General features: G+C 67.2%; 21 protein-coding genes. 2 read left to right on the top strand and 19 right to left on the bottom strand.

What is annotated here, in order from left to right:
* Nucleotides 1-6: 6 nt before the first annotated feature.
* From ACT89H_RS25790 to ACT89H_RS25760, 7 genes are all read right to left on the bottom strand, one after another.
* Nucleotides 7-672 (bottom strand): helix-turn-helix domain-containing protein, encoded by a 666-nt coding sequence (locus ACT89H_RS25790; RefSeq protein ID WP_445111251.1) that lies wholly within the window; start codon nucleotides 670-672, stop codon nucleotides 7-9.
* Between the two features lie 81 nt (nucleotides 673-753).
* Nucleotides 754-1,983 (bottom strand): allantoate amidohydrolase, encoded by a 1,230-nt coding sequence (locus ACT89H_RS25785; protein ID WP_445111250.1) that lies wholly within the window; start codon nucleotides 1,981-1,983, stop codon nucleotides 754-756.
* Nucleotides 1,984-2,072: 89 nt separating this feature from the next.
* Entirely contained in the window at nucleotides 2,073-3,389 is a 1,317-nt protein-coding gene (locus ACT89H_RS25780; protein ID WP_445111249.1) for an FMN-binding glutamate synthase family protein, read from the bottom strand.
* 10 nt (nucleotides 3,390-3,399) lie between these two features.
* Nucleotides 3,400-4,113, bottom strand: a complete 714-nt coding sequence (locus ACT89H_RS25775; RefSeq protein WP_445111248.1) for a GltB/FmdC/FwdC-like GXGXG domain-containing protein — start codon at nucleotides 4,111-4,113, stop codon at nucleotides 3,400-3,402.
* The gene (locus ACT89H_RS25770; protein WP_445111247.1) at nucleotides 4,098-4,997 is read right to left on the bottom strand and encodes a class II glutamine amidotransferase; all 900 of its coding nucleotides are present in this window, start codon (nucleotides 4,995-4,997) and stop codon (nucleotides 4,098-4,100) included. Before ACT89H_RS25770 ends, ACT89H_RS25775 begins: the two co-directional genes overlap by 16 nt.
* 25 nt (nucleotides 4,998-5,022) lie before the next feature.
* Nucleotides 5,023-6,387: a type III glutamate--ammonia ligase gene (gene glnT / locus ACT89H_RS25765; RefSeq protein WP_445111246.1), complete on the bottom strand. Its 1,365-nt coding sequence runs from the start codon at nucleotides 6,385-6,387 to the stop codon at nucleotides 5,023-5,025.
* 46 nt (nucleotides 6,388-6,433) lie between these two features.
* A complete protein-coding gene (locus ACT89H_RS25760) occupies nucleotides 6,434-7,624 on the bottom strand; it encodes an NAD(P)/FAD-dependent oxidoreductase (protein WP_445111245.1) in 1,191 nt (396 codons plus the stop codon).
* 87 nt (nucleotides 7,625-7,711) lie between these two features.
* On the opposite strand from ACT89H_RS25760, the gene ACT89H_RS25755 reads away from it, so the two are divergent.
* Nucleotides 7,712-7,861, top strand: coding sequence for a hypothetical protein (locus tag ACT89H_RS25755; protein ID WP_445111244.1), 150 nt, complete (start codon nucleotides 7,712-7,714; stop codon nucleotides 7,859-7,861).
* 693 nt (nucleotides 7,862-8,554) lie between these two features.
* On the opposite strand, the gene ACT89H_RS25750 is transcribed toward ACT89H_RS25755, so the two are convergent.
* The 12 genes from ACT89H_RS25750 to ACT89H_RS25695 form a co-directional block, all read right to left on the bottom strand.
* On the bottom strand, nucleotides 8,555-11,866 hold the full coding sequence (locus tag ACT89H_RS25750) for a protein kinase domain-containing protein (protein ID WP_445111243.1): 3,312 nt from the start codon (nucleotides 11,864-11,866) through the stop codon (nucleotides 8,555-8,557).
* Between the two features lie 943 nt (nucleotides 11,867-12,809).
* Nucleotides 12,810-13,703 (bottom strand): 3-methyladenine DNA glycosylase, encoded by an 894-nt coding sequence (locus tag ACT89H_RS25745; protein ID WP_445111345.1) that lies wholly within the window; start codon nucleotides 13,701-13,703, stop codon nucleotides 12,810-12,812.
* Between the two features lie 44 nt (nucleotides 13,704-13,747).
* A complete protein-coding gene (locus ACT89H_RS25740; RefSeq protein WP_445111242.1) occupies nucleotides 13,748-14,812 on the bottom strand; it encodes a hemolysin family protein in 1,065 nt (354 codons plus the stop codon).
* A complete protein-coding gene (locus tag ACT89H_RS25735) occupies nucleotides 14,805-16,187 on the bottom strand; it encodes a hemolysin family protein (RefSeq protein WP_445111344.1) in 1,383 nt (460 codons plus the stop codon). Before ACT89H_RS25735 ends, ACT89H_RS25740 begins: the two co-directional genes overlap by 8 nt.
* A gap of 245 nt (nucleotides 16,188-16,432) precedes the next feature.
* Nucleotides 16,433-17,869, bottom strand: coding sequence for a GuaB1 family IMP dehydrogenase-related protein (locus tag ACT89H_RS25730; RefSeq protein ID WP_445111241.1), 1,437 nt, complete (start codon nucleotides 17,867-17,869; stop codon nucleotides 16,433-16,435).
* Nucleotides 17,870-18,053: 184 nt separating this feature from the next.
* Nucleotides 18,054-18,899 carry a DMT family transporter gene (locus ACT89H_RS25725; RefSeq protein ID WP_445111240.1) on the bottom strand — a complete coding sequence of 282 codons (846 nt, stop codon included), beginning with the start codon at nucleotides 18,897-18,899 and terminating at the stop codon, nucleotides 18,054-18,056.
* A gap of 3 nt (nucleotides 18,900-18,902) precedes the next feature.
* A complete protein-coding gene (locus ACT89H_RS25720) occupies nucleotides 18,903-20,510 on the bottom strand; it encodes a DEAD/DEAH box helicase (RefSeq protein ID WP_445111239.1) in 1,608 nt (535 codons plus the stop codon).
* Nucleotides 20,511-20,692: 182 nt separating this feature from the next.
* Nucleotides 20,693-21,631 carry a M56 family metallopeptidase gene (locus tag ACT89H_RS25715; RefSeq protein WP_445111238.1) on the bottom strand — a complete coding sequence of 313 codons (939 nt, stop codon included), beginning with the start codon at nucleotides 21,629-21,631 and terminating at the stop codon, nucleotides 20,693-20,695.
* A gap of 43 nt (nucleotides 21,632-21,674) precedes the next feature.
* Nucleotides 21,675-22,067, bottom strand: a complete 393-nt coding sequence (locus ACT89H_RS25710; protein ID WP_039797864.1) for a BlaI/MecI/CopY family transcriptional regulator — start codon at nucleotides 22,065-22,067, stop codon at nucleotides 21,675-21,677.
* Nucleotides 22,068-22,138: 71 nt separating this feature from the next.
* Nucleotides 22,139-23,038, bottom strand: coding sequence for an ABC transporter ATP-binding protein (locus tag ACT89H_RS25705; RefSeq protein WP_445111237.1), 900 nt, complete (start codon nucleotides 23,036-23,038; stop codon nucleotides 22,139-22,141).
* The gene (locus ACT89H_RS25700; protein ID WP_445111236.1) at nucleotides 23,035-24,123 is read right to left on the bottom strand and encodes a FecCD family ABC transporter permease; all 1,089 of its coding nucleotides are present in this window, start codon (nucleotides 24,121-24,123) and stop codon (nucleotides 23,035-23,037) included. The genes ACT89H_RS25705 and ACT89H_RS25700 overlap by 4 nt, the downstream gene beginning before the upstream one ends.
* Complete coding sequence (locus ACT89H_RS25695; protein WP_445111235.1) at nucleotides 24,123-25,169, bottom strand: FecCD family ABC transporter permease; 1,047 nt, start codon at nucleotides 25,167-25,169, stop codon at nucleotides 24,123-24,125. Before ACT89H_RS25695 ends, ACT89H_RS25700 begins: the two co-directional genes overlap by 1 nt.
* Before the next feature lie 128 nt (nucleotides 25,170-25,297).
* Here ACT89H_RS25695 and ACT89H_RS25690 point away from each other — a divergent pair, with 128 nt between their 5' ends.
* Entirely contained in the window at nucleotides 25,298-26,002 is a 705-nt protein-coding gene (locus tag ACT89H_RS25690; protein WP_445111234.1) for a hypothetical protein, read from the top strand.
* The last annotated feature ends 153 nt before the right edge of the window (nucleotides 26,003-26,155 follow it).

Raw genomic sequence — 26,155 nt, 5'->3', positions numbered from 1 at the left:
CGCTGCTCAATTCTCCTCGTGGTTGTCTGGATACGCTGTCACCGCGAGGAATCTGATCGGCATGCGAACGAGATCGTTGGGGCCGTGGATGCCTTCACCGTCGAGGAGGAGCGAATCTCCGGGTCGGAGCGTGTATTCGGCGTGTTCGTGGCCGTACACCATTACTCCCTCGAGCATGTAGATGAGCTCGGTGCCTGCGTGTTGGAACCTGGGAAATACCTCGCTGGATTCGGTGAGGGTGACCAGTACTGGTTCCAGTCGCTTGTGTTGGCCGCGGAGCGCGCCGAGTAGCTCGTAGTGGTGGCCGATCCGGGTGCCGCGCCCCACTATCACCGCGCCGTTGCCCGCGGCGACGTAGACAGATTCACGTTCCACGTCGGCCCCACGGAACAGCGATGTCACCGGGACGTCCAATCCGGCTGCCAGGCGAGCGAGGGTGTGCAAACTGCAGGAGGTTTGCACATTCTCGATCTTGGACAGCATTGCCTTGGATATGCCGACCCGATCCGCCAACTCGGCCACGGAAAGATTCGCGGCGCGTCGCAGCGCGCGAACCTGCCTGGCGATCGCAACCTCGAGGTTGCCGCCGGTCGGCTTGTCCGTCGGCACCTCGCGCTGTACGGGGGCCGGATCTCCCGTGTCGCGGACTACCCGGACGTTATCGGTGGTCATCTGATCAGCTTATCCCAGTGTTTCCTGCCAGTGGACTGCTGTTCCTCCGGGATTCCCCTAGCAGCATCTGCGCGAGCTGGGTCACGTGGTTGCCCAGTCGGCCATGACGTCCGCCAGCGCTTCGGTGCCGAGGCGGCAGTCCTCTGCTCGGGCGAACTCGTGTGGGGAGTGTGAGACACCACTGGGGTTGCGGACAAAGATCATCGCCGTTGGGACTTTCGCAGACAGGATCCCGGCGTCGTGCCCGGCCGCTGTGGGCAGAATGGGGACCTCGCCGAATGCGGACAAGGAATTGCGTAGCGTGTCTCGCACGGTGGCTGGGAAGGTGACGATCGGGGTGATCGACTCAACCGCGATATCGAGATCTATGCCGTCGTTGTCGGCATGGCGGCGAGCTTCTGCGGAGATCTGTTCGACGAGGGCGGTGAGGGTCGCTTCGTCGGCTGCGCGGGCGTCGAGCCATGCCTTGACTTCGGAGGGGATGGCGTTGGCGCCGTTGGGAAGAACGCACAATTTGCCGAACGTGGCGACGGCATCATGTGCGGTGGCGGCGATGCGGGCGCTGTGCACGGAAGACGCGTAGGCGAGCATCGGGTCGGCTCGATCGACGATGCGTGTGGTGCCGGCATGGTTTGCCTCGCCGCTGTAAGTGAACAGCCATCGTCCGTGTGGCCAGATCGTCGCGGCGACGGCGATTGGACGATCCAGGAGGTCGAGGGCGCGTCCTTGTTCGACGTGGAGTTCGACGAAGACGCCGACGCGGTCGGTCAGGCCGGGGTCGACGCCCACATGATGGGGCTTGCGGCCGTTGCGTTCCAGCGCTTCGGCGAGAGTGACACCGTCCGCGTCGCGGAGTGCGAGGGCACGCTCGGGTTTCAATGCACCCGTGGACAGTTGTGAGCCGACGCAGGCGACTCCGAACCGGGCACCTTCCTCGTCCGAGAACGCGGTCACCGCGATCGGCCGGGTCGGCACGATGCCGCGGGCGCGGATGAGATCGATTGCGGCGAAGGCTGATACGACCCCGAGTGGCCCGTCGAATGCGCCGCCGTCGGGCACCGAATCCAGATGTGATCCGGTAACGAAGGCATCTTTGGGGTCGCCGGTCCACGCCGGTGGCATCCACCATGCCCATAGATTGCCGTTACGGTCCTCCTCGACGCTCATTCCCCGCTTGTCCGCGCTGTCGATGAACCATTCTCTGAGAGTCATGTCGGCGTCGTTCCACGCGAAGCGTCGATAGCCGCCGGTGGTGGAGTCCCTGCCGACGGGGAGGAGAGATCCCCACATGGAGTCGAATGTGGTCGTCATCGCAGAATCGTCCTTCGATATCGTGAAGAGAGCGCAGATGCTCGAGTGGGAGTGGGCCGATGTGCCCGCTGTGCGGGCACATCGATTCCTCAGTGTTGTCCGGGAATCCAGTTCGTTCCCGCGAGTGGCACACGGGCCATGGCGGATGCCTCGACCGTCAGCGAAACCAGGTCTTCGGGCTCGAGGTTGCGCAGATGCGACTTGCCGCATGCTCGTGCCAGTGTCTGGGCCTCCATCGTCAGCACACGCAGATAGTTGGCCAACCGCCGGCCCGCGGCGACGGGGTCGAGGTTTTTGGAGAGTTCCGGATCCTGGGTGGTGATTCCGGCCGGGTCCCGACCGGCTTGAAAGTCGTCGTAGAAGCCTGCGGCCGAACCCAGCGCCGCGTACTGTGCGGCGAGGCGAGGACTGTTGTCGCCCAACGCGATCAGGGCAGCGGTTCCGATAGCGACGGCGTCGGCTCCCAGCGCCATCGCCTTCGCGACGTCTGCACCGTTGCGTATTCCACCGGAAACGATCAATTGAACCTTGCGGTGCATGTCCAACTCCTGCAGTGCCTGCACGGCCTGTGGAATGGCAGCGAGGATGGGTATTCCGACGTGTTCGATGAATACGTCCTGGGTGGCAGCGGTGCCGCCCTGCATCCCGTCGACGACAACCACATCGGCGCCGGCTTTGACCGCCAGTTTGACGTCGTAGTAGGTGCGCGTTGCTCCCACCTTGATATAGATGGGCTTTTCCCAGTTGGTGATCTCGCGGAGCTCGAGTATTTTGATCGCCAGGTCGTCGGGACCGGTCCAGTCGGGATGGCGGCAAGCCGAACGTTGGTCGACTCCTTCTGGCAGGGTTCGCATTCCGGCGACACGTTCGGTGATCTTCTGTCCCAGAAGCATCCCTCCGCCACCGGGCTTGGCCCCCTGTCCGAGAACGACTTCGATGGCGTCCGCTTTCCGAAGGTCCTCGGGATTCATGCCGTAGCGTGACGGAAGATACTGGTATACAAGATGTTTCGACTGCGTACGCTCTTCCGGAGTCATACCGCCGTCGCCGGTGGTGGTCGACGTTCCGACTTCGCTGGCACCCCGGCCGAGGGCCTCCTTGGCCTGCCCCGACAGAGCGCCGAAGCTCATTCCTGCGATGGTTACCGGAATGGACAGGTGCAGAGGGCGTTTCGCATACCGGTCGCCGAGCACGACATCGGTGTCGCAGCGTTCCCGATATCCTTCCAGCGGATATCGCGACATCGACGCGCCGAGGAAGAGTAGATCGTCGAAGTGGGGGAGCGCGCGTTTTGCCCCCCATCCGCGGATCCGGTAGATACCGGTTTCGGAGGCTCGCTGGATCTCCGCGATGACCCTGCGGTCGAATGTTGCTGATTCCCGCAGTTCAGGGTGAGGGCTGGTCATAAGCGGTCTCCTAGTATGCGTCGGCATTGTCGACGTGGAAGTTGTAGAGCTGACGGGCCGATCCGTACCGGGTGAAATCGCCCGGGTCTACGTCGATGTCCGCAGCTTCGAGCAGTTCACGCAGCTCGGTGAGGTGCTCGGGGCGCATCACCTTCTTGACGCAGTCGGCGCCGAGCGATGCGACCGTGCCGCGCACATAGATGCGTGCTTCGTAGAGCGAGTCGCCGAGGGCTTCGCCGGCGTTTCCGCACACCACGAGACGTCCCGCCTGGCCCATGAACGCGCTCATGTGCCCGATGTCGCCGCCGACGACGATGTCGATCCCCTTCATCGAGATACCGCATCGTGCACCGGCGTTGCCGCGGATGGCCAGTAGGCCGCCGTGTGCGGTGGCGCCCGCGGATTGGGAGGCGTCGCCGTGGACTCGCACTGTGCCCGACATCATGTTCTCGGCGACGCCGACACCTGCGCTGCCCGTGATGGTCACGGTGGCTCGCTGGTTCATCCCGGCGCAGTAGTAGCCGACGTGGCCGTCGATCGTCAGATCGATGGCGGCGTCGAGCCCGCAGGCCAGTGCGTGCCGGCCCTGTGGGTGCTCGACGACTGCGGTCGCCGCTGACGGGAGCGCTTTAAGTTGTTCGTTGACCTCACGAAGGTCGGATGTGCGCAGGTCGAAGGTCGCGATGCCGGTGGTGTCGACTGCGGTGGTCACGGACGGTGCCATACGTACACCTCTTCTGGTTCGGGTTCGAAGATTCGGGCGTGGTCCACCCCGGGAAGCGTCGCCAGGGCGCGGTATTCGGATGCCATGGCGACCCATTGATCGGTTTCGGCGATCACGGCAGGCTTGCAGGCGATCGCGTCACGTACGACGGCGAACGAGTCGCGGGTGGACACGAGCAGGGTGTAGAAGCCGTCGAACTGCTCGTTGAGCATGAGCAGCGCCTTCTCCAGGTCGACGCCCTCGGCGAGTTGCTCGGCGACGAAGCGGGCGCCGACCTCGGTGTCGTTGTCGCTGTCGAATTGCACGCCGCCACGTTCGAGACGGTGCTTGATCGTCATGTGGTTGGCGAAGGATCCGTTGTGTACCAGGCACTGGTCCGGTCCGACCGAGAACGGGTGTGATCCCGCCACGGTGACAGCGGATTCGGTGGCCATGCGGGTGTGGGCGACACCCTGCCAGCCCGAGGCGTTCGGCAGCCCGAAACGATGCGCGAGCTCGGTCGGATTGCCGGTACCTTTGAGAACTGTCAGGTCATTGCCGAAGCCGATGACCCGGGCCGCGGGGGAGAGCCGCCGGATGGCGTCGACGAGGGCCTGGGCCTCCGCTGTGGCGTGGACGATGGTCGTGGGTGCCAGGGTTATGACGGTCACCGTGACACCGAGTACTTCGGTGAGCTGGGTTTCCAGGTAAGCGGGTGATTCGGCCACATCGAGCAGCGATACTGTCGAATGCCCCTCTGGGGACCACACGGGATCGCCGTATGTCGACATGCCGGCCGAGTCCGGGCCGCGGTCGCACATCTGGTCGAGCATGTCGGTCAACAGTGACCCCAGGCGGGGATAGAGCGCGGCGTCACGAAGGTGAAGCCCGACGATTCCACACATGGCGGACTCCTCTGGTGATGGATGATCAGAATGCGGTCAGGTAGTGCTCGATCTCCCAAGCGGAAACCGTGTTGTGCCAGGCGAAGAACTCTTCTCGCTTGATCCGCGCGAAGTATTCGCTCACGCCTGGGCCGACGGCGTTCAACGCCGCGGTGACGATCGGGTCGGCCTCGAGTGCGTCCATCGCGTGGAGCAGCGTCATCGGCAGCATGGCGCTGCCCGTGGCTTTGCCGCCGGGTCGGCCGGGGTCCAGAGAGCGCGCCACGCCGTCCAGACCTGCGGCGATGACGGCGGCTGCGGCCAGATAGGGGTTGGCGGAGCCGTCCCCGCCGCGCAACTCGACGCGATTGTGGTCAGGCACCCGCAGGTAGTGGGTCCGATCGTTGCCCCCGTAGGTCGCATAGCGCGGCGACCAAGTCGCGCCGCTGGTGGTGGCGGTGGCACCTGTGCGTTTGTACGAATTGACCGTTGGGGCGATCACAGCTTGTAGGGCACACGCATGCTCGAGAATGCCTGCGATGAAGGAGTAGGCCGTCTGCGATAGTTCGAGACCTCTGTCGTCATTGGTGTCAGGGAAGGCAGCCCCCTCGGCGGTCCACAGCGACAGATGCATGTGCATACCCGAGCCGGTCCGGTCACTGAACGGTTTCGGCATAAATGTCGCACGCATACCACGCTTTTCGGCGATAACCGACAGTATGTAGCGAGCGGTGATGACACGGTCGGCGGTGGTGAGCGCGTCTGCGTAATCGAAATTCTGCTCGAACTGACCGTTGGCGTCCTCGTGGTCGTTGGCGTAGTTGCCCCATCCCAGCGCGTTCATGGCCGTGGAGATCTCGGTCAGGTGGTCGTACATGCGTGTGACATCCCGGGCGTCATAACACGGCTGCCTCGTGACGTCGGCGGAGTCGGCGACGACCAAAGCACCGTTGGCCGCGCGATTCACGAGAAAGTACTCGATCTCGGCGCCGACATTGACTCGAAACCCGCGTTTCGCGGCTTGCCGGAGAGCCTTTTTCAAGATGACACGTGGCGCGAACGGCCACGGCTTGCCGTCGACATGCGGATCGCAATGCACCAGAGCGAGACCTGGCCGGACGAACGGCAGCGGCATGAAGGACGCCGGATCCGGAATTGCGATCAGATCGGGATCCTTGGGCTCTTGGCCCATGGCTCCGGCCGCGTACCCGGCGAATCCGACTCCGGCACTTTCGAGTTCCTCTACCGCCTCGATCGGAACCAGTTTGGCGCACGGCTTTCCGGCGAGCGTGGTGAACAATGCGAGGATGAAAGCCGTCCCACTCGCGCGAGCGCTAGCGGCCAGGGTAGGAACTGATGAGTTGACGCCGATGGGATTTCCGGTTTGCTGAGCGAGAGTATCGATGGTCATGACTGCTCCTTGCAAAAGTAGGGGGAGGAGTGAGAGATCCTGTTTCTCATCGCATTTCTCCTGCGCCCTCGTAAGGATTGAGGCTGAGGAGTAGATCGTTCTCCTCGAACCGCGAATAGCGGAAGTCCAGCGGGTTCACATTCGGCAGCGTTGTGGATCCGTCGATCAGCAGGTCTGCGACGAGCTTGCCCACTGCGGGCGAGATCTTGTATCCGTGACCCGAAAATCCCGTAGCGAGGAACAGGCCGTCGACTGGAGCGGGGCCGATGATCGGGTTGTAGTCCTCGGTCACGTCGTAGGCACCGACGTAGGAGGTGGTGATTCGCGGATCCGCCATATGGGGAAGGCGGTGGCTCATCTTCGCGACCACCTTGTCGATCGTGGTTTCGTCGGCGCGATTGACGTAGTGATCAGGGTCGATGAACTCCGGTGCCTGGTGGTCCGAGTTGCCCACCAGCAGTTCCCCATTGGGTTCGCGACAGATGTAGGACAGTCCCGCGAGGTCGGACAGCACCGGCACCGACGGTGTCGGCTCGCCCTGATCGATCAGGACAAGTTGCGCCCGTTGAGCTTTCACATCGATGTCGACACCCACCCCGACGGCGAGGGCGGGCGCCCACGGGCCTGTCGCGAGAATGACGGTTTCGGAGTGCACCTCGTCGCCATTGGCGAGTGTCGCGCCGTAGACGGTTCCCGCATCGCTGCGGAGCAAGGAACGCACCGGTGTGGACTGTCGGATCCGCACGCCGTGTTTGCGTGCCGCGGCTGCGAAGGCCATGCCGGCGATATACGCGTCGCCACGTCCGCCGCGAGGCTCGTAGGCGAATGCGGCGAAGTCGTCCAGGTGCAAGGACGGCCACAACTCGGCCATCTTGTCGTGCGCGACCAATTCGACGTCGATGCCGAGGCCCTGCATCATCGCGACGTTGGCCCGCAGGGGCTCGATGTTGTTCTCGCCCACTCCGACGACGTAGCCGCACCGCTGAAAGGCGAGGTCGTCACCAAAGAATTCCGTCGCCCGGTTGAATACGTCGACGCCGTACCAGGACATTGCGGCCAGGGAGGGTGTGCCGTAGTGGCAGCGCACGACGCCACTGGACTTTCCGGTCATGCCTGAGCAGAGGGTGGCCCGTTCGAGGACCAGGACATCTGTTTCCCCGCGCTCGGCGAGGGACCACGCGATCGACAGTCCTTCGAGGCCGCCGCCCACGATCAGGTACTTGCTTGTTTCCGTCACCAGTTTTCCTCAGGGCCATGTTTCATGTCATGAATCAGTGTTATCTCTAGTGAAACATGGCGAGTGTTTCGTGCGTGTTAAAGTTGCGTGTCGAGCACTCCGCTCGCGCACAGTTTCGCCGCCAATCATCCGGAGGCCGCCCGCCGGGTCGCGCTGCTGGACGTGATCCATCCGGACGAGGGCTGGTACCAGTTCACCGCGCCGCCGCGGCCCGAGCAGCCGGCAACGATGTGGTAGTTCGCGTTCAACCAGCTTCGTGGCCTGCCCGAGAAGTTGCTCGCCGGGCGTTCGCGCTACCTGATCGACGAGATGATCGACTCGTCGGTAATCGATCCCGTTGCCATACCGACTTCGACCGCGAAATCTATGCATACGCCTACGACACACCCGAGGCGATCCGGGCATCGAACGGCTGGTATCGAGCATTTGGCCGGGACATCGAGCAACTGGCGACGTTCTTCGGCGAGGAAAAAAAGAATACGCCGCCGCCACCTGACTGCCCTTCGAGCGCACAATGACCGAGCGGTGGCCGAATCGACAAACGGCGTGGCAACCATCGACCGATTGCTCGACACCATCCACGGCGCAGCGTCGGAACGACTGTATTGAATCGTTACGAGCCGCCTGACGCACCGTGCTGGCAGCCGAAGCGCGGCAGAAGCCGCCCTTTTACACAGTGCGTGAGGCATCCGGTCCGAGACGCTGCCGATGTGGCAGTTGCTGTCCTGGATGAGGTTGAAAACTACTCAGAACGAGGATAGCCGGGACGACGTCGCAGCTCGCTGCGTCCGCCTCGACTCGGCTGTCGGTAGACTCAACAGAGCTTGGAGGTGAGCTCACCAGCTGTGGTATCTCAGCCGGCCTGCCGAGGCCGTAGGCCCGACGGCGGTGCACGTCATCAGAACTCGACTGCCGACCCGGTTCCACCAGTCAATCGATTTCGTGGGCGGGCAGTTCGGTCTGTCCAGTTCGGCTTCGCCCGACCGTCCACGCAGCAATTTGGGCGCGCGAGGTGAATCCGAGTTTGGTGAGGATGTGTTCAACGTGTCCTTGGGCCGTGCGCGGGGAGATGCTCAGACGGGCGGCGATGGCTCTGTTGGTCAAGCCCTCGGCGACGAGATCCGCTACTTTCCGTTCCTGCGTGGTCAGTTCCGCCGAGGGGCCCAGGCCGCGAGCAGCGGTCCGGTACTGCGGTTCTACGGCGTAGTCGATGGCGGCGTAGAAGTCGAGTCGGGCGCCTTCGCGGTAGGCGGTCTCGAATGCTTTCTCGCCGAGTGTGCGACGTGCTGCTGCTAAGCAATCGTCGTGGTGCACAGTCAGGTTCGTGAACAGCACAGTGGAGGTACCGGTCGACCGAGAGAGTGCCTGCGCGGCGCCCAGTAATACCGCGGCGTGCCGCGCGCTGCCTCGAGCGCCCACTATCCATGCCAGTGTCTCCAAGGCCATAGCGCCCATGAGCGAGTCCTTCAGTTGCCTGATCAGCTGCAACCCCTGCCGCAGCCGCCGCAGCGCGCGGTCAGGGTCGCCCTGGCGCCAAGCGGCAACCGCTGTTACCCACAAGGCATATGACCGATGTACCGCATCGCCACAGTATTCGGTGATCGCGAGGACCCTCTCTTCGTATGCGATCGCTGTCACACTGTCCTGCTGTAATTCGTGGGCCCACACGAGCGCGAAAAGTGCCCAGATCTGCCCGTAGACCTCACCGTGAGTAGTGAACGATTCGAGCGCGGCCTCCAGGGGAACGGATGCACGGGCAGGCTCGCCGTCGAAGACCTTGTGCATGCCTTCGGCGAGGTCCGCGAAGGCATGCACGATCGGGTCCTCGGTCGCCGCAGCGAGTTGGCGCGCCTGCGCGACCAGATCGGATGCTGCCCGGGAGTCGTTCTGGGTTTCGGCCACGACACTGGTACGCCACAGTGCCTTGACGCGTACCACGGTGGGGGTGGCGGGGCTGCTGTTGAGAGCGCGGTCGAGCCAGTGGCGCGCCTCGCCGGCTTGGCCGTGGGAAAGCCAGAACGGTTGGAGGGCAGCCGCAAATGATATTCCGGCTCCGGTGTCGGCAAGGCAGAAGTTCAATGCCTCGCGAAGGTTGGGTTGTTCGCGGTCCAGGCGGACGATCCAGTCGAGTTGGCGGGGGCTGATCCAGTCGACGTCGGCCTGCTCTGCGAGCTGCCGGTACCAGTCCGCGTGTCTGCGCCGCAGTTGCGGATACTCGCCGAGCTGTTGGAGTTTGTCGCGCCCGTAGTCTCGGACCGTTTCGAGCAGCCGGAATCGCGCCACCGTGTCCCGTTCCTCGCGGTTCAGGATCGACTTGTCCACCAGCGCAGTGAGAGTGTCGAGCAAGTCTCCACCCTGCAGGCCGCATCGGCACACGTGTTCGGCGGCGTCGAATTCGAAGCTTCCGGCGAACACCGATAGTCGTGCCCAAAGTTTTTGTTCCGCCGGGGTGCACAGCGAAAAGCTCCAGTCCATGCACCACCGTAGGGTCTGCTGACGACTCGGCGCGCCGCGGCTGCCGTGCGTCAGCAGCGCGAACCGTTCGGTGAGGCGTGCGAGAAGCTGCACCGGCGACAATACCCGCAACCGGGCGGCGGCCAGTTCGATCGCCAGGGGTAGCCCGTCGAGACGGTGGCATATCTCGGTCACGGTGGCGATGTTGTCCTCGGTGAGCGCAAAGTTCGGCTCCACGGCGGTGGCCCGTTCGGTGAATAGAGTGATCGCGTCGTAGCGGCGCGCATTTCGCAGCGACGGCTCTCGATCCGGATTCGGAACAGTCAGCGGCCGCACTTGTAGCACCGCTTCTCCGCCGACGTTCAGGGCCTCACGGCTCGTGGTGAGGATTCGCAGCTTCGGGCATGCCTTCAGCAGTGTCTCGGCAACCTTCGCCGCCGCGTCCACGATTTGTTCACAGTTGTCGAGGACCAGCAGTAGTTGTCGGGATGTCAGGTAGTCGATCAGCACCTCGAGCACCGGCTTTCCTTGCGGGCGTAGCCCCACAGTGGTGGCAATCATGCCGGTCAACAAGGCGCCGTTGTGTAGCTGGCCGAGCTCGACCAGCCACACCCCGTCATGGAAGTTTCGCTGCACACTGGCCGCCGCGCACAAAGCCAGGCGCGTCTTGCCTACCCCGCCGATCCCGGTCAACGTTACCAACCGGGCGCTCGCAAGCAGGTTCTTGGTATCGGTCAATTCGGAGCGGCGGCCGACGAAACTGGTCAGCTCAGCTGGAATGGTCCCCCTGCTGCCGACCGAAGCCCCGAGCGGATCGCACCCCCGAACCGGCGAACGTCCGGCCGCCAGGGAAATTTTCGGAGCGGCAGCGGCGTGTTCGGCATTTGCTTCTGCTCGCAGCGCCATCTCGTCAACGGGCAACCCGCGCTTGGCCTGCAATTGCTGCAGCTGCTCGCCCAGCGCCACGGCCGTTGGTCGCTGCTCGGCGCTGCGGTCCATGGCGTGTTCGATCACAAGTGAAAGGTCCTCGTCGACGCCGTGCTCGGTCAGGTTCGGTGTCGGTTGTGTGGTAATCCGCAGAAACTGGGCCACCACCTGCTCGCCACTACGCCGCTCGAACGCCGCGTGCCCGGTCAACGCGGCGAACAATGTCGCACCGAGCCCGTAGACGTCTGCCCCCGGTGTGGGTTCCTGACCGGCCAGTACCTCCGGCGCGGTGAACGCCGGCGTCCCGGCAATGTTGCCTTGTGCAGTGCGGAATCCGCCAGCGATGCGCGCGATCCCGAAGTCGGTCAGGGCCGGCTCACCGTAGTCGCTAATCAGAATGTTGCTCGGTTTGACATCGCGGTGCAGGACAGCGAGTCGATGTGCGGCGTCGAGGGCCCCGGACAATTTGATTCCCAGCCGGATCGCCTCCTCGGGTGACAGAGGGCCGTGCCGGAGTATCCGGGCGTGGAGAGAACCCTCCGGGTAGTACGGCATAACCAGGTAGGGCAGCCCCGATGAAGTTGTGCCGACCTGCAGCACCCCCACAATGTTCGGATGTCCAGTCATTCGGCCCATCGCCCGCTGTTCCCGGACGAACCGCTCGAGATTCGCCTCGTCGGAATCCGCGGTGAGTACTTTGACGGCCACCGTTCTGTCCAAGGCGACCTCATTGCACCGATACACAGCACCGAACCCGCCATGCCCGATCTGTTCGGCATCAGCGAATCCGGCGGCTGCGAGCTCGACTGTGACCGCGGGGATCACGTCGCGATGAGTTGTTGACGGCTCAATCTCGCCCATGCGTGGATCCTGCTCTGTGACGTATCTCAGAATATACTGCGGACCGAGGTAGTGGCCGCGCCTCTTCCCCACTGGTCGCAGCCCGCCGCGAACAGTGCGGTGGACGCCGCGCAAATTTCGTGTATAACGCTCCGAACGAGGATCAAAGATCTCTTCGACTAGAGGCGTACTCCGATTTCGAGCCGCAGCCGCTCAAGTGCTGATCAGTGGCACGAAATTTCTGCGGAATTCCCGGACTGCTGAAGTGCAACCGTCCACAAGACCGTCGCGGGGAAACGTGCTGTCACTGAGGATTCTGTTTTGCTGCTCAATTTTCCTCGTGGTTTTCCTGATGTGCTGTCACTGCGAGGAAACCTCGATGTGGTTTCCTGGCCTGACCGTGTTGATGGTGCAATCATTCGAAAAGGTCGGGCTCGGAACGGGTGATTTCTTCCCGCAGTGGACGGAAACTCGTGCTTTTGCGGGCGATGCGGAGTTTCGACTCGTGTATAACGCTCCGTTACCATGGGTGCCGCACGAGATCGTTCGATTTGTGAGGAAGATTCATGGGAAGCGTTGTGCTCGACATCGTGGCATTGCTCGCCAATCGCGCGGCGATGTTCTGGAATTGGATGGCCACCGGATCGGCGGGCTTCCCGCCGCTATGAGCGTGTGGTGCACGATGTGCTTCGCGTCGCGAAATCCCCTGGTCAGGCGTGCTGGCCGGGGGATTGTTCGATTGGGTCCCGGAATCGCGAACGTCGGAATTGTTCGTTTCACACCGGTGGATCCGCGTGAACTCCGCAGGATCCGGGCGAAGAGGTGTTGCCGTCCGGCGATAAGCCGCCTTGATCCGTGGTGATCGGCAGTGGCATAGCCGAATTCGTCTCTCGGCCGGGATCGAGCAGCCGCGGATTCGCCGGATCGGACATGCCGAGCACCTGGACGCCGCGCTCCTCGTCGATCAGATCGCCGAGTCCGCGTCGGGGTGCGAGGCCAGGAGTTCGTCGCAGACGCGCAGCAAGGTGCGCCGCAATCCGGCTGCGCGTTCGGCCAGCGCGGACTGGGCGCGAACGTACTCGGCCCGCCCTGCGGGCGACTCGATGCGAACCGGCTCGTAGCCGAACTCGGACAGGTCGTAGGGGCTGGCGCGCATGTCGAGTTCCCGTGCGGCGCAGGCCAGTTCGAAACAATCCAGGAGCAGGTCCGAGGAGATCAGCGGGACGAGCTTGAAGCCCCACTTGTACAGATCCATATTCGCGTGCAGACAGCCAGGCTGTTCGCGGCGAAGCTGGTCGGCGCGGGTGAGCGGCTCGGCATTGCGGCCGACGGCGTCCGGGGTGAAGAAGCGGTAGGCGTCGAAGTGCGTACACCGCAGCGACATCGAGTCGAGTACGGCGTCGGTGCCCGATCGTCCCAGACGCAGCGGCACCTTCTGGTGGCGGATGTCGTCGGTGCGGTACACCATCGCCCATTCGTGCAGGCCGAAGCAGGACAGCTGCGCGGGCCGGGACGCGGTGGCACGCAACAACTCGGCGACGAACGCGACGGTGTCGCGGCGTTTGCCCAGGTATGCGGGATCGGCGGTGTAGACGCCCTCGGCGCCGGAATCGATGACGACGTGGTGATACCCGCGTGCACCGTGGTATTCGGCGGCCTCGGCCAGCCCGATGCCGTATCCCGGATGCCAGCGCCGCAACTGGGCGGGTTTGTGACCGTAGTAGGTGAACAAGAAGTCGATCACCGGGTGCGACGAACCTCGCGCTCGTCGCTCGAGATAGGGCCCGACCAGGTTCTCCAGCCGGGCCCGGTGCGCAGTGGCGGATGCCCGCCACTGCGCACCGGACAACATCCGCATGGTCACCGCACCGTGCTGGCTGGTGCCCCACGCTGCCCGGATCGTCACTCGCCCACCCGGTGCGTTCCGTCTCGGACGGTGCCGACGAATTCCTCCACCAGGTCCTCCAAAGCGACGATGCCGGTGGTATTGCCCCGGTCGTCGACCACGCGGCCAAGGTGGCTGTTGGTGCGCCGCAGTCGCGCCAGCGCCTCGTAGAGCGTGGTGCCCATGCTCACCGTCGGCAGCGGGCGGATATCGGTGCGCGGAATCGGTGTACCCGGGCCGGCGCTCTCGTCGGCCACCTTGTCGAGCACATCCTTGACGTGCAGGTAGCCGACCAGTGAGCCGTCGTTCGCCCGCACCGGGAAGCGGGAGAAGCCGGTCTCGGCGACGGCGGATTCGATGTCGCCGAGTGTGGTCCCGTTGCCGCGCAGCGGAATCGATCGGGTCGCGCCCCGCGGCACCATCACGTCGGCGACCACCCGGTCGCTGGTGCCGAGAGCCTGCGTGAGGCGGCGGTGCTCCTCCTCGTCGAGCAACCCCTCCGAGCGGGACTCGCCGATCATCTCGGCCAGTTCGACCGTCGACACGGTGGCCTCCAGCTCATCCTTCGGCTCGATGCGCAGCAGGCGCAGCGACAGGTTGGCGGCCAGGTTGTACAGCGCGATGAGCGGGCGGGCCAGCCGTAGCCACATCAGGTGCACCGGCACCAGCAGCAGCGCGCTGCGTTCCGGCCCGGCCAGCGCGATGTTCTTCGGGATCATCTCGCCGAACAGGATGTGCAGGATAACCACGATGGTCAACGCCAAGGCGAACGCCACCGGATGCAGCAGCTGCTGCGGCAGGCCGAGCAGATCGAACGGGCCCTCCAGCAGGTGCGCGACCGCGGGTTCGCCGACGCGACCGAGCAAGATCGAGCAAATGGTGATGCCGAGTTGCGCGGCCGCGAGCATCATCGAGAGGTTCTCACCCGCCCGGATGACGGTGTTCGCGTTGCGCTTGCCCTGCGCGGCCAGTGCTTCCAACCGATCGCGGCGGGCGGAGATGAGCGCGAACTCGGCGGCGACGAAGAAGGCGTTGCCGCCCAGCAGCACGACGGTGAGCAGGACGCCGAACAGGTCACCCATGGCTGTGCTCCTTGGTCGCGAGGGCTTCGGCGTCGACCGGGATCAGCCGGACCCGGTCGATGCGCCGTCCGTCCATGCGCTCGACCCGGGCGATCCAGCCGCCGCAGGCGTGGTTCTCCGGCGCCGTCCACAGCTGCGAGCGGGGATTCGGCAGCACGACTTCGTCGCCGGCCACCGGAATGCGGCCGAGCCTGGTCAGCACGAGGCCGCCCAACGTCTCGTACTCGCCCTCGGGCGCGTCGTATCCGGTCGCCCGGGAAACCTCGTCGATGCGCAGCAGACCCGAGCAGTCCCAGCCGTCGACGACGCGCCGTACTTCGCGCTCCTCCTCGTCGTGCTCGTCACGGACGTCGCCGAGGATCTCCTCGATGATGTCCTCCATGGTGACCAGCCCAGCGGTGCCGCCGTACTCGTCCACGACGAGGGCGACCTGCATGCCGTCGGCGCGGACCCGTTCGAGCACCTCGTCGCCGTCCAGGCTGGCCGGCACGATCGGCACCGGCTGGGCGAGCCGGTACAGGGGGGTGGTCCCGCGCGCGTGGACGGGGCGGGTGAACGCCTGCTTGACGTGCACGAAGCCGAGGGTGTTGTCGAGATCGCCGTCGATCACCGGGAACCGGGAGTAGCCGGTGCGGCCCGCCGCGTCGATCAGATCGGCGATGGTGTCGTCTTTGTCGAGCGACTCGATCTTCACCCGTGGAGTCATCAACTCTTCGGCGCTGCGCTCGCCGAACTGCAACGAGCGGTCCATCACCTGCGCGGTGGGCTGGTCGAGCGCGCCGCGCAGGGCGGACGTGCGCACCAGGGAGCCGAGTTCTTGCGGCGAACGGGCCGAGCGCAACTCCTCGGCGGGCTCGACGCCGAGCCTGCGGACGACCCAGTTGGCGCTGCCGTTGAGGAAATGGATCATCCACTTGAACACCACCGAGAAACCGATCATCGGTCCGGCCGTGACTCGGGCGGTGGCCAGCGGCTTGGCGATGGCGATGTTCTTGGGCACCAGCTCGCCGTAGATCATCGACAGCGAGGTGGCCAGGATCAGGGCCAGCGTGAGCGCGACGCCGCCGGCGGCGGCTTCGCTCAGGCCGATGCCCGCGAACAGCGGATGCAGCAACCTGGCCAGCACCGGCTCGGCGATGTAACCGGTGATCAGCGTCGTGATGGTGATACCGAGCTGGGCGCCCGACAGCTGGAACGACAGCGTGCGATGCGCTTTACGGACCATGCGGGCGCGGACGTCGCCGGTGCGGGCGTGCGCCTCGACGGTGCTGCGCTCCAGGGCGGTGAGGGAGAATTCCGCGGCGACGAACAGGGCCGTGCCGACGGTGAGTGCGATGAATCCGATCAGGCTGAGCGCGGTGAGCGCGACGGACATGGTCAGCACCACCCGAACGGTGCTGCGTGACGGCCGGTGCGGAATGGGACTACTGCGGGGAGGAGGACGCCGGGTCGGTCACCCGGCTCGATAGAGGAGCCCTCCTGTGCGGCGCCCTCGGACGCGGGTGACAACTGGATCCTTTCGCAAACGAGTCGTGGTGCCGGTATCCGGCAACCACCATGCTACCGGCCCACGTGCCGGGCGGCGTGGGCCGGTAGCCGGTGCGGTTCGCGTGTCGGTGCTCACCAACCGCTGGGCAGCGGGCGGCCTTCGGCGAATCCCGCGGCGGACTGTACGCCGAGCACGGCTTTGTCGTGGAATTCGGCGAGTGTCCGCGCGCCCGCATAGGTGCACGCGCTGCGTACACCGGAGCAGATGTGGTCGATGAGGTCCTCGACGCCGGGACGCTCCGGGTCCAGCCGCATCCGCGAGCTCGAGATGCCCTCTTCGAACAGCCCCTTGCGGGCGCGGTCGAATTCGCTGTCGGAGGCGGTGCGGGCGGCGACGGCCCGCTTGGACGCCATGCCGAAACTCTCCTTGTACGCGTTGCCGTCGCGATCGACACGGAGATCGCCGGGGGACTCGTAGGTACCGGCGAACCAGGAGCCGATCATCACGTTGGACGCGCCCGCGGCCAGCGCGAGCGCGACGTCGCGGGGATGGCGCACGCCGCCGTCGGCCCAGACGTGTACGCCGAGTTGCGCGGCGGCGGCAGCGCATTCGGCCACCGCGGAGAACTGCGGGCGGCCCACGCCGGTCATCATCCGGGTGGTGCACATGGCGCCGGGCCCGACGCCGACCTTGACGATGTCCGCGCCCGCCGCCGCGAGATCCCGCGTGCCTTCGGCGGAGACGACGTTGCCCGCGACCAGCGGGACACCCAGTCCGAGATCGCGCACCGCGGTGAGGGTTTCCAGCATCTTGCTCTGGTGCCCGTGCGCGGTGTCGATGACCAGCAGGTCGGCGCCGGAATCCACGAGTGACTTGGCCTTGGCGGCCACGTCGCCGTTGATGCCGACCGCGGCCGCGACGCGCAGCTTGCCCGTGGCGTCGACGGCGGGCTGGTAGATGCCCGCGCGCACGGCGCCGGTGCGGGTCAGTACCCCGGCCAGGGTGCCGTCCGCGGCGGTGAGCACGGCGAACTCGGCGTGCTCGGCGTGCAGCAGGTCGAACAGGTCACGCGGAGTGGTGCTCACGGGCGCCCGCACGAAATCGGTGACCGCGACCTCGCGCAGCCGGGCGAAGCGATCGACGTCGGCGCAGGCGGCCTCGGTCACCACACCGACCGGACGTCCGCCGTCGACCACCACGACCGCGCCGTGCGCGCGCTTGTGCATCAGGGCCACCGCCTCGGAGACCGACCGGTCGGGCGCGAGGGTGACCGGGGTGTCGGCGGTGAGCGAGCGGCTCTTGACGAAGGCGATGGTGTCGGCGGCCGCGGTGATCGGCAGGTCCTGGGGGAGGACGACGACGCCGCCGCGGCGGGCCACGGTCTCGGCCATTCTGCGCCCGGCCACGGCGGTCATGTTCGCCACGACGATGGGGATGGTGGTGCCCGACCCGTCCGTCGTCGAGAGATCGACGTCGAAGCGCGACGCGACATCCGTCCGGTTCGGGACGAGGAAGATGTCGTCGTAGGTCAGGTCGTACGGCGGCTGATGACCGGGGAGAAAGCGCACTCGACCGATGATATCCGCGCGCCGACCGGTGCGCGTAGTTCTCCAGGACTCCCCGAGGGCTCGACCGTGCGGGTAGCAGCGCCTACCGGCTACGTACGACGCGATCGACGCCGTGCGCCGAGGACGGCTCACTCCATCGCGGTGCGGCGTCGCACCAGGTGGACCCGCGCCTTCGCGCGTGGCTTCAGGCGGCCGCTTGCGAGCGGGACAGCATGATCGTCGCGGCCGCCATCACGATCACCGCACCGATGGTGACGACCAGCCCCGCGGTGTCCGTCCGCAACCGCTCGTCCAGCACGGCGATGCCGATGAACGCCGCGGCCAGTGGCTCGACGACCGTGACGGCGGGCAGCGACGCGGAAAGGGGCCCCGCTTGATAGGCGCGCTGCTGGAGATAGACGCCGGTGACGCCCGCCCCGACCAGGGCCCAGGTCTGCCAACCGCTCAGCACGTCACCGAGACCGTGCTCGAACAGGTCGGTGACGTAGTCGGTGAGCGCGGCAGCCAGCCCGTAGAGCGCGCCGCTCGCGGCACCGATCAGCAGGGCGCGCCACGCCGGATCGCGCGCGGCGATCCCACCGACCGTGGCGGCGACGATCGATCCGAGCAGAATGCCCAGCGGCACGAGCCAATCCCGCAGGGGCGCATCGGTAGTACCCTCGGTCGGATTGCCGACGAGCAGGAAGCAGGCCAGCGCTGCGGTCAGCGCGAGCGCGGTCGCCCAGGTGCGCGGCGGCACGCGACGGTCGTCTAGCCGGGCCGACAGCGGCAGGGCGAACACCAGCGCGCTCACCAGGATCGGTTGCACCAGTAACACCGCGCCCAACGCGAGCGCGAGGACCTGCATGGCGTATCCGCCCACGTCGCCGACGGCACCTGCCCACCAGCGCGGCGTGCGCAGCAGCGAGCGGATCAGCGAGGCGTCCTGCGGCACCGCGGCCGCCGCGTGCTGTTGCGCGACCGCGGCGACCGCGAACAGCAGCGCCGCGAGCAGTGCGCAGAGGACGGCCGCTGCCGCGTGGGTCGACACCTTCTAGTTTGCTCCGCGATTGCCCCGCTGTGGCGACTGTTGTGCTCGCACGGCGCGTCGCCGGGCCCGGCCCGGCGTGTCGCCGGAGGCGGGGCCTGCGGCGCGGCGGGAGAATCCGCCCGCCGCGCCGGACCGGCGGGTGGGCGCGCCCTCGGCCGAACCCGCACCGTATCCGGCGGTGTTGCCGGCGGCGGGCTTCCCGGCGACCTTCGCGTGGCCGTGCCGACGCCCCGACGCGGTAGCCGATTCGCCGGCACGGCTCGACACCGAGCCCGACCTGGACTGCTTCGCGGCACCGGCACTGTGGCCACCGGCCGGAGCTGTCTCCGACCGCCGGTTCGCTCGGCGGCGTGCCGGCTTCGGCGTCTGCGTGGCCGCGGGCGCGGGCGCGGCGGCAGCCGGGAGCATCGGAATACCGGACGGGCGGCGGGCTCCGGTGATCTCGACCAGCGTGCGGTCGCCGGGACGGACGGCGACCCCGTCGATCTCCACACCCGCCTTACGGGCCATCGCCTCCACCTCGCGGCGCTCTTCGTCCATGACCAGTGTGACCACCACGCCGTCCTCGCCGGCGCGGGCGGTGCGTCCGGCCCGGTGCAGATACGCCTTCGGCTCCGGCGGCGGATCGACGTGCACGACGAGGGAGATCCCGTCGACGTGAATACCGCGCGCGGCGACGTCGGTGGTGACCAGCACCGGCACCGAGCCGTCGGCGAACGCGGCCAAGGTGCGGGTGCGATTGTTCTGCGCCTTGCCGCCGTGCAGTGCGCCGGCGGCGATGCCCGCGCCGCGCAGCTGTTTGGCGAGCCGGTCGGCGCCGTGCTTGGTGCGGACGAACATGATGGTCAACCCGTCGCGGGCGGCGATTTCGGTGGCGACCGCCCGCTTGGTCACCTTGTCGCCGACGTAGAGCAGATGATGCGACATCGTGGTGACCGAGGCCGACGGCGGCGCGGTGGAATGCGTGACGGGGGAGCGCAGGTAACGCTTGACCAGCTTGTCCACCTCGCCGTCCAGCGTGGCCGAGAACAGCAGGCGCTGACCGTCGCGCGGCGTACGGTCGAGCAGCTTGGTCACCTGCGGCAGGAATCCCATGTCGGCCATGTGGTCGGCTTCGTCGAGCGCGGTGATCCGCACGTCGGACAGGTCGGCGGAGCCCTGTACGAGCAGGTCGGCGAGCCGCCCGGGCGTGGCGATGAGCAGGTCGACGCCGCGGGCGAGCCGGTCGGCCTGGCGTTTGATCGGGGCGCCGCCGACCACCGAGGCCACTCGCAGGCCGAGCGCGAGCGCTGGTTCGTCCAGTGCCCGCTCGATCTGGGCGGCCAGCTCGCGCGTCGGCACCAGGACGAGTCCGCGCGGGCGGCCCGGCTGGGCCGCGGCGCCGGCCAGCCGGGTGAGCATCGGGAGGCCGAAGGCGAGAGTCTTTCCGGAACCGGTCGGCCCACGGCCGAGCAGGTCCTTGCCGGCCAGGATGTCCGGCGCCGTGGCGGCCTGGATCGGGAACGGCGTCTCGATGCCGTCGCGTCGCAGTGCTTGGACGAGCACGGCGGGCAGGCCCAGATCCGCGAAGGACACGGGGGGCGCCGCGGCGACGGTGGTCGAGGGGGTCACGAGGAAGGTGTGCCTTTCGTCGCACGGCGCGTTCCACGCGGAGCGCGCTGTTCGGTGGGATGGAGAGCGGCGCGCGATGCGGTTTCACCGCGCGGTGGCGCGGGCGATGACGCGCGCCGGGTGGAGCGAAAGGATGCGGCCGACCGGAGGCGGGCCGAAGGTCCAGGATACGTGCCGGGAAGTCAGCCGTGGAACAGCCGACTCAGTTCCACGAGCCAGGGTACGGCTACGGCCTGCGTCGGCACCACCAGGATGGCTGCCGAGCCGAGGTAGGCGGCCGTCGCGATGCGGATGTCCCCGATCCGTCCGCTGAGCCGCTGGATGCGGATCAGCGTGGTGGGTCCGCCCGCGGCGAGCGCGCCCTGCGGCGCGGTGGACTTCGCACAGGCAACGAGGGCGCGAGCCAGCGGCTTCGGTCCGGCGACCTTGACCGCGGAGTCGTCGGCGAGCAACTCGATGAGCAGTTTCACCGCGCCCAGCGCGGCCTTGCTGCGCACCACTCTGGGAAACGCTTCGTGCACGGCCGTGAACGCCTCCAGCACGAGATCGTGCCTGGCCCGCAGATGCGAACGTTCGTGGCTGACGATGGCGGTGACCTCGACGTCGGCGAGATTGGTCAGGGTGCCTTCACTGAGCACGACGCGCTGGCGCAGGCCGGGCAGGCAGTAGGCGATGGGCTCGGTGGCGGCCAGCACCCGGATGTCGGCCGCGCGCCGGTGCGGACCGCTCTGGTCCAGCAGGTCGACGAGCATGCGGTGCCGTGCCCGCCGCCTGCGGGTGTGCACGCCGACCCGGATGATCGCGTAGATCAACCGGGCGCCGATCAGCAGCGTGAGCGCGAAGACGAACACGTACGCCAGCCACAGCGGCAGCCCGAGCGCGTCGATTTCCCTGGTCGGAGAGGTGGTCGGGCGCCCGTCGGGGCCGGGCACGAGCAGTTCGGCGGCGATGGCCAGCCCGGAGCCGAACGCGCTGAGCACGGCGGCGAGCGCGATGGCCTGCCAGAGCACCAGCGCTGCGCGGGGCGTCCGGTAGGTCCAGGTCGCCCGGCTGAGCAAGGCCGGGGCAGGCCCCGCGAGAAGCAATGCCAGTCCGGCGAAAACCGGCGCGGTTGCGTTCATCGACTCAGCTCACTGCGTTGTGGGGCCAGGGCGCCCGAGGAGGCTACTGCGGCGGTGGCGCCGAATCCTCGGTTGCTTCGAGCTTAGCGAGTGCTTCGCGCAGAGCGGCAGCCTCGTCTTTGCCGACCTGCTCGACGAAGTGCACCAGCGCGGCAGCGCGGCTGCCCGCCGCGTCGGCCTGTTGCAGTGCGTCGACCATCAAGCTGGCCACGAGTTCGTCGCGAGTGTGCACGGGTGCGTAACGGTGCGCGCGGTCGTCGCGGCGCTGCACCACGAGGTTTTTCTTCGCGAGGCGTTGCAGCACGGTCATCACCGTGGTGTACGCGAGCTCACGGCGAGCGGCGAGCGCCTCGTGCACCTGCCGGACCGTTTGTGGTTCGTCGGCCGACCACAACTGGTCCATAACCGCTTTCTCGAGTTCACCAAGACCTGCCATTCCACAATTTTAGGTACTCAACGACGAGGATGCGTACTACGGGGTGTCGTAACTATGGAGTAGCTGGTGTGTCATTTCTCATACGGCCCGGTCTCGGGCGCCGTGGCAGCCGGTCCGCCCACCTTTCCGCGCACGTGCCTGGTTCCGATCGGCACGATCATCGGCCGTCCCGACACCGGGTCGTCGAGCACCGCGGCGTCCAGATCGAACACTTCGCGCAGCAGTTCGACCGACACCACCTCGCCCGGGGCGCCCGCGGCGACGACGCGTCCGTCGTGCATGACGACCAGTTGGTCGCTGTAGCGGATCGCGAGATTGAGATCGTGCAGCACCATGACGACGGTGCGCCCGAGATCGGCGTGCAATCGGTCCACCAGGTCGAGCACCTCGATGGCGTGCGCGAGATCCAGATAGGTGGTCGGCTCGTCGAGTAGCAGGATATCGGTGCCCTGGGCCAGCGCCATCGAGATCCAGGCGCGCTGGCGCTGCCCACCGGACAGCTCGTCGAGCGGGCGGTCGGCGAGATCGGCGATCCCGGTCCGCGCCAGCGCGGTCGTCACCTCGGATTCGTCCGCCGCCGACCACTGCCGCAACCAGGACTGGTGCGGGTGGCGTCCGCGGCCGACCAGATCGGCGACGGTGAGCCCTTCCGGGGCGACCGGCGACTGCGGCAGCATGCCGACGATACGGGCGACGTCCTTGGTCTTCATCGTCGAAATGGCCTTGCCGTCCAACAGCACTCGGCCTTTCCGCGGGCGCAGCAGGCGGCCGAGCGACCGCAACAGAGTGGACTTTCCGCAACCGTTGGGCCCGATGACGGTCGTGATCACCCCGGGAGTGATGGTCAGGCTCAGCCCGTCGACGATCACCCGGCCGCCGTAACCGAGGGTGACCTCCTCGGCGCCGAGCCGGTGCTCAGGAGGTGTGGCCCGCTCCGTGGCGTCGGCGGTGGTGATGTCCGCGATCGTCATGACAGCGTCGCCTTCCGGTTCATACGCATGATCAGGTACAGCAGGAACGGCCCGCCGAATGCCGCGGTCACGACGCCGATCGGTAGGTCGACCGGGAACATCGTGCGGGACGCGATGTCCGCGCCGACCACCAGGATGGCGCCGGCCACCGCCGAGCCGATCAGCGGCTCGCCCGGCGTGCGCAGCAGCCGTCGTGCGATCTGCGGCGCGGCGAGGGCGACGAAACCGACCGGCCCGACGGCGGCGGTGGACACCGACGTGGCCACCACGGCCGCTCCGATCAGGATGGCCTGCTGGGTCTGGATGCGCACCCCGAGCGCGCGTGTGGTGTCGGAGCCGAGGCGCAGCGCGGCGAGTGTGCGCGCGGAGGCGGGTGTGCTGAGGACGGCGATCCCGACGACTATCGCCGCGGGCGCCAGGTGCGCGGTGTCGGCCGCGTGGAGCGATCCGTTCAGCCACAGCTGCGCGCGCTGGGCATCCGCCAGGCCTGCGCGCGTGAGCAGCCAGCTGATGCCCGCCGTCAGCAGGGCGTTCACGCCCACACCGATCAGCACCAACCGCAGCCCCGTAGCATCGCTCCCGCCGGTGGCGGTGCGTCCCCAGGCGAGCAGGTAGATGGCGACGGCGGTGAGCAGGCCGCCCGCCAGCGCCGCGACCGGCGCGCCGATCGAGGCGGCCGGCCCGGTGCTCGCGCCTCCGGTGCCGACCAGCACGGCGACCGCGCCCAGGCTCGCGCCCGAGGTGATGCCGAGCATGTCCGGCGCGGCCAGCGGGTTGTGCAGGATGGACTGGGTGATGGCGCCCGCGAGCCCGAGCGCGAGGCCGACCACGAGTGCGGTCAGTGTGCGCGGCAGCCGGGATTCCAGCACGATGAACCGCTGAGCCTTGGTGCCGCCGCCGGTCAGGACGTCCAGCACCCGCCCGAGCGGCAGCTGGGCCTCGCCCACCGCGATGTCCAGGCAGAACAGTGCGAGCGCCAGCACGACCATGAGTGCGACGATCAGGATCATCCGAGGTCGCAGCACCGTCGACACCGGCCCGACCCGCAGCGCGGGTCGCGCACCCGTGGTTCGCAGCGAGATCATCACAGATTCACCAGCTTTCGCCGACGCACGAATGCGAGGAAGAACGGCACGCCGAGCGCGGCCACCACCACGCCGACCTCCAACTCGCCGGGGCGCGCCACCACCCGGCCCGCCACATCGGCGATCAGCAGTACCAACGCACCGAAGAGCCCGGAAGCGGGAATCAGCCGGCGATGGTCCGGCCCGGTGACCGTCCGCGCGAGATGCGGGACGACCAGGCCGAGGAAGGCGATCGGCCCGACCGCCGCCGTCGCTGCGCCTGCCAGCAGCACGACGGCCGCCAGTCCGAGTGCGCGGCTGCGGCCGACATGCACGCCGAGCCCACGCGCGACGTCGTCGCCCAGACCGATCAGATTCAGTCCGCGCGCCGCCGGCGCCGCCAGCAGCATGCCCGCGGCAAGGAACGGCAGTGCCTGCCAGAACACCGCGGCATCGCGGCCGGCGACGGTGCCGATCACCCAGAACCGGTAGGTGTCCAGCGCGGCGGCGTCGAAGAGCACGACGGCGTTCGTCATGGCCTGCAGGAACGCGGTGACCGCCGCGCCCGCGAGTACGAGGGTCAGCGGGCTCGCCTTTCCGCCGCCCACAGACGAGGTCGCGAACACCGCCACCCCGGCGATCAGCGCTCCGATGAGCGCGAACCAGATGTACTGCTCCGGCGTGCGGAAGGAGAACAAGTACACGCTCAGCGCGGCGAGGAACGCCGCGCCCGCGTTCAGTCCGAGCAACCCGGCGTCGGCGAGTGGATTGCGGGTGTAGCCCTGGACGAGCGCGCCCGCGACCCCCAGGGCCGCCCCACAGACCAGTGCCAACGCGGTGCGGGGCAGGCGCAGCCCACGCACGATCTCTTCCTCGGTGGATGCGGCTGCGCAGGTGAAAGGTCCGCCGGGGCAGGTGAGCGCATGATGAACGGCGTCGTACACGGTCCCCGGCGCGAGCGAGCGGGCGCCCACCGCGACCCCGGCGAGCACGGCGAGCAGGAGCAGGGCGGTCGAGACGAGGAGTCCGCAAAGACGCCGCCGCCTCAGGGTAGCGAGAAAAGTCACGGCGACGAGCTGCTCCTGACATCAGCGATACGGTTGCTAAGTCTGGTAAGCCTAACCTATCTTTCGGAGGGACGGGCACGGCCCTGATGTCCGCCGCGCCGCGCGACGGCCGATCTCGAGGAGGTTCGATGACCGAGCTCATCACCACGCCACATCGCTCGACGACGGCGTTCGGGCGCGCCTGTGCCCGGCTGCGCGCGCTGCAACCGGAGCATCCGCGGGTCTATGCCGTCGCCGCGATCGCCGAGCAGGGTAAACGGCGCTGGTGGCAATTGGCGGACGGAGTGCGCGAGGGGCGCGTAGAACTCATGGTCCGCCGGCACGCCGCGGAGATGATCAGTGCCGACATCGCGGCGGAAGTGGTTGCCACGGCGCTGATCCACGCGATCGCCGGCCGCGTGGTCGCGCTGCTCGTCGCGGAAGGGCGGGCCTGGGATCCGGGATTGGAGAATCTCTGGATCCACACCGACAACGACGGCGGAATCGACTGGGCGGGCTTGTCGGACACGGCGATTCGCGTAGTCGACGGCGATCCGCTCGCGGGCGGTCGGGATGTCGTCACGCTGCCGTGTGAGCAGGCGATGTACGTCTGGCTCGCGCACCGCTGCCAGTCCGCGCTGGCGGTCGTCCAGCGGAACCTGGCTCACTGCTCCGGTCTGAGCGCCCGCCGGTTCTGGTCCCTCGTCGCCGAATCCATCGCGGGCGCTTCGGCTTACGTGCCGGATCTGGCGCGGACCGATTCCGTAGTCGGCGCGCGTCGTGGTCAGGCCCTTCTGGCGGCGATGGCCGAGCGGGGGCTCCCGATGCGGCCGTTGGGTCTGTTGCTTAGTTAGGTAAGGCTGACCTACTATTGGTTCCGGCGTCCGGATCGCGCGAGGGTCCCGAGGGCTGCGGTGACCCCCCGATCCCGTGCCGCGGCGGGCTCCACCTCCGGTGGGGCCCGCCGCTCTGTTCCGGCGAACTATGTCGACCTTCCGGCGGGCTGC

This window comes from Nocardia aegles, from assembly GCF_052545135.1.
Note: the sequence above shows the minus strand (reverse complement) of the source record. Positions and strands in the feature narration are given on the sequence as shown.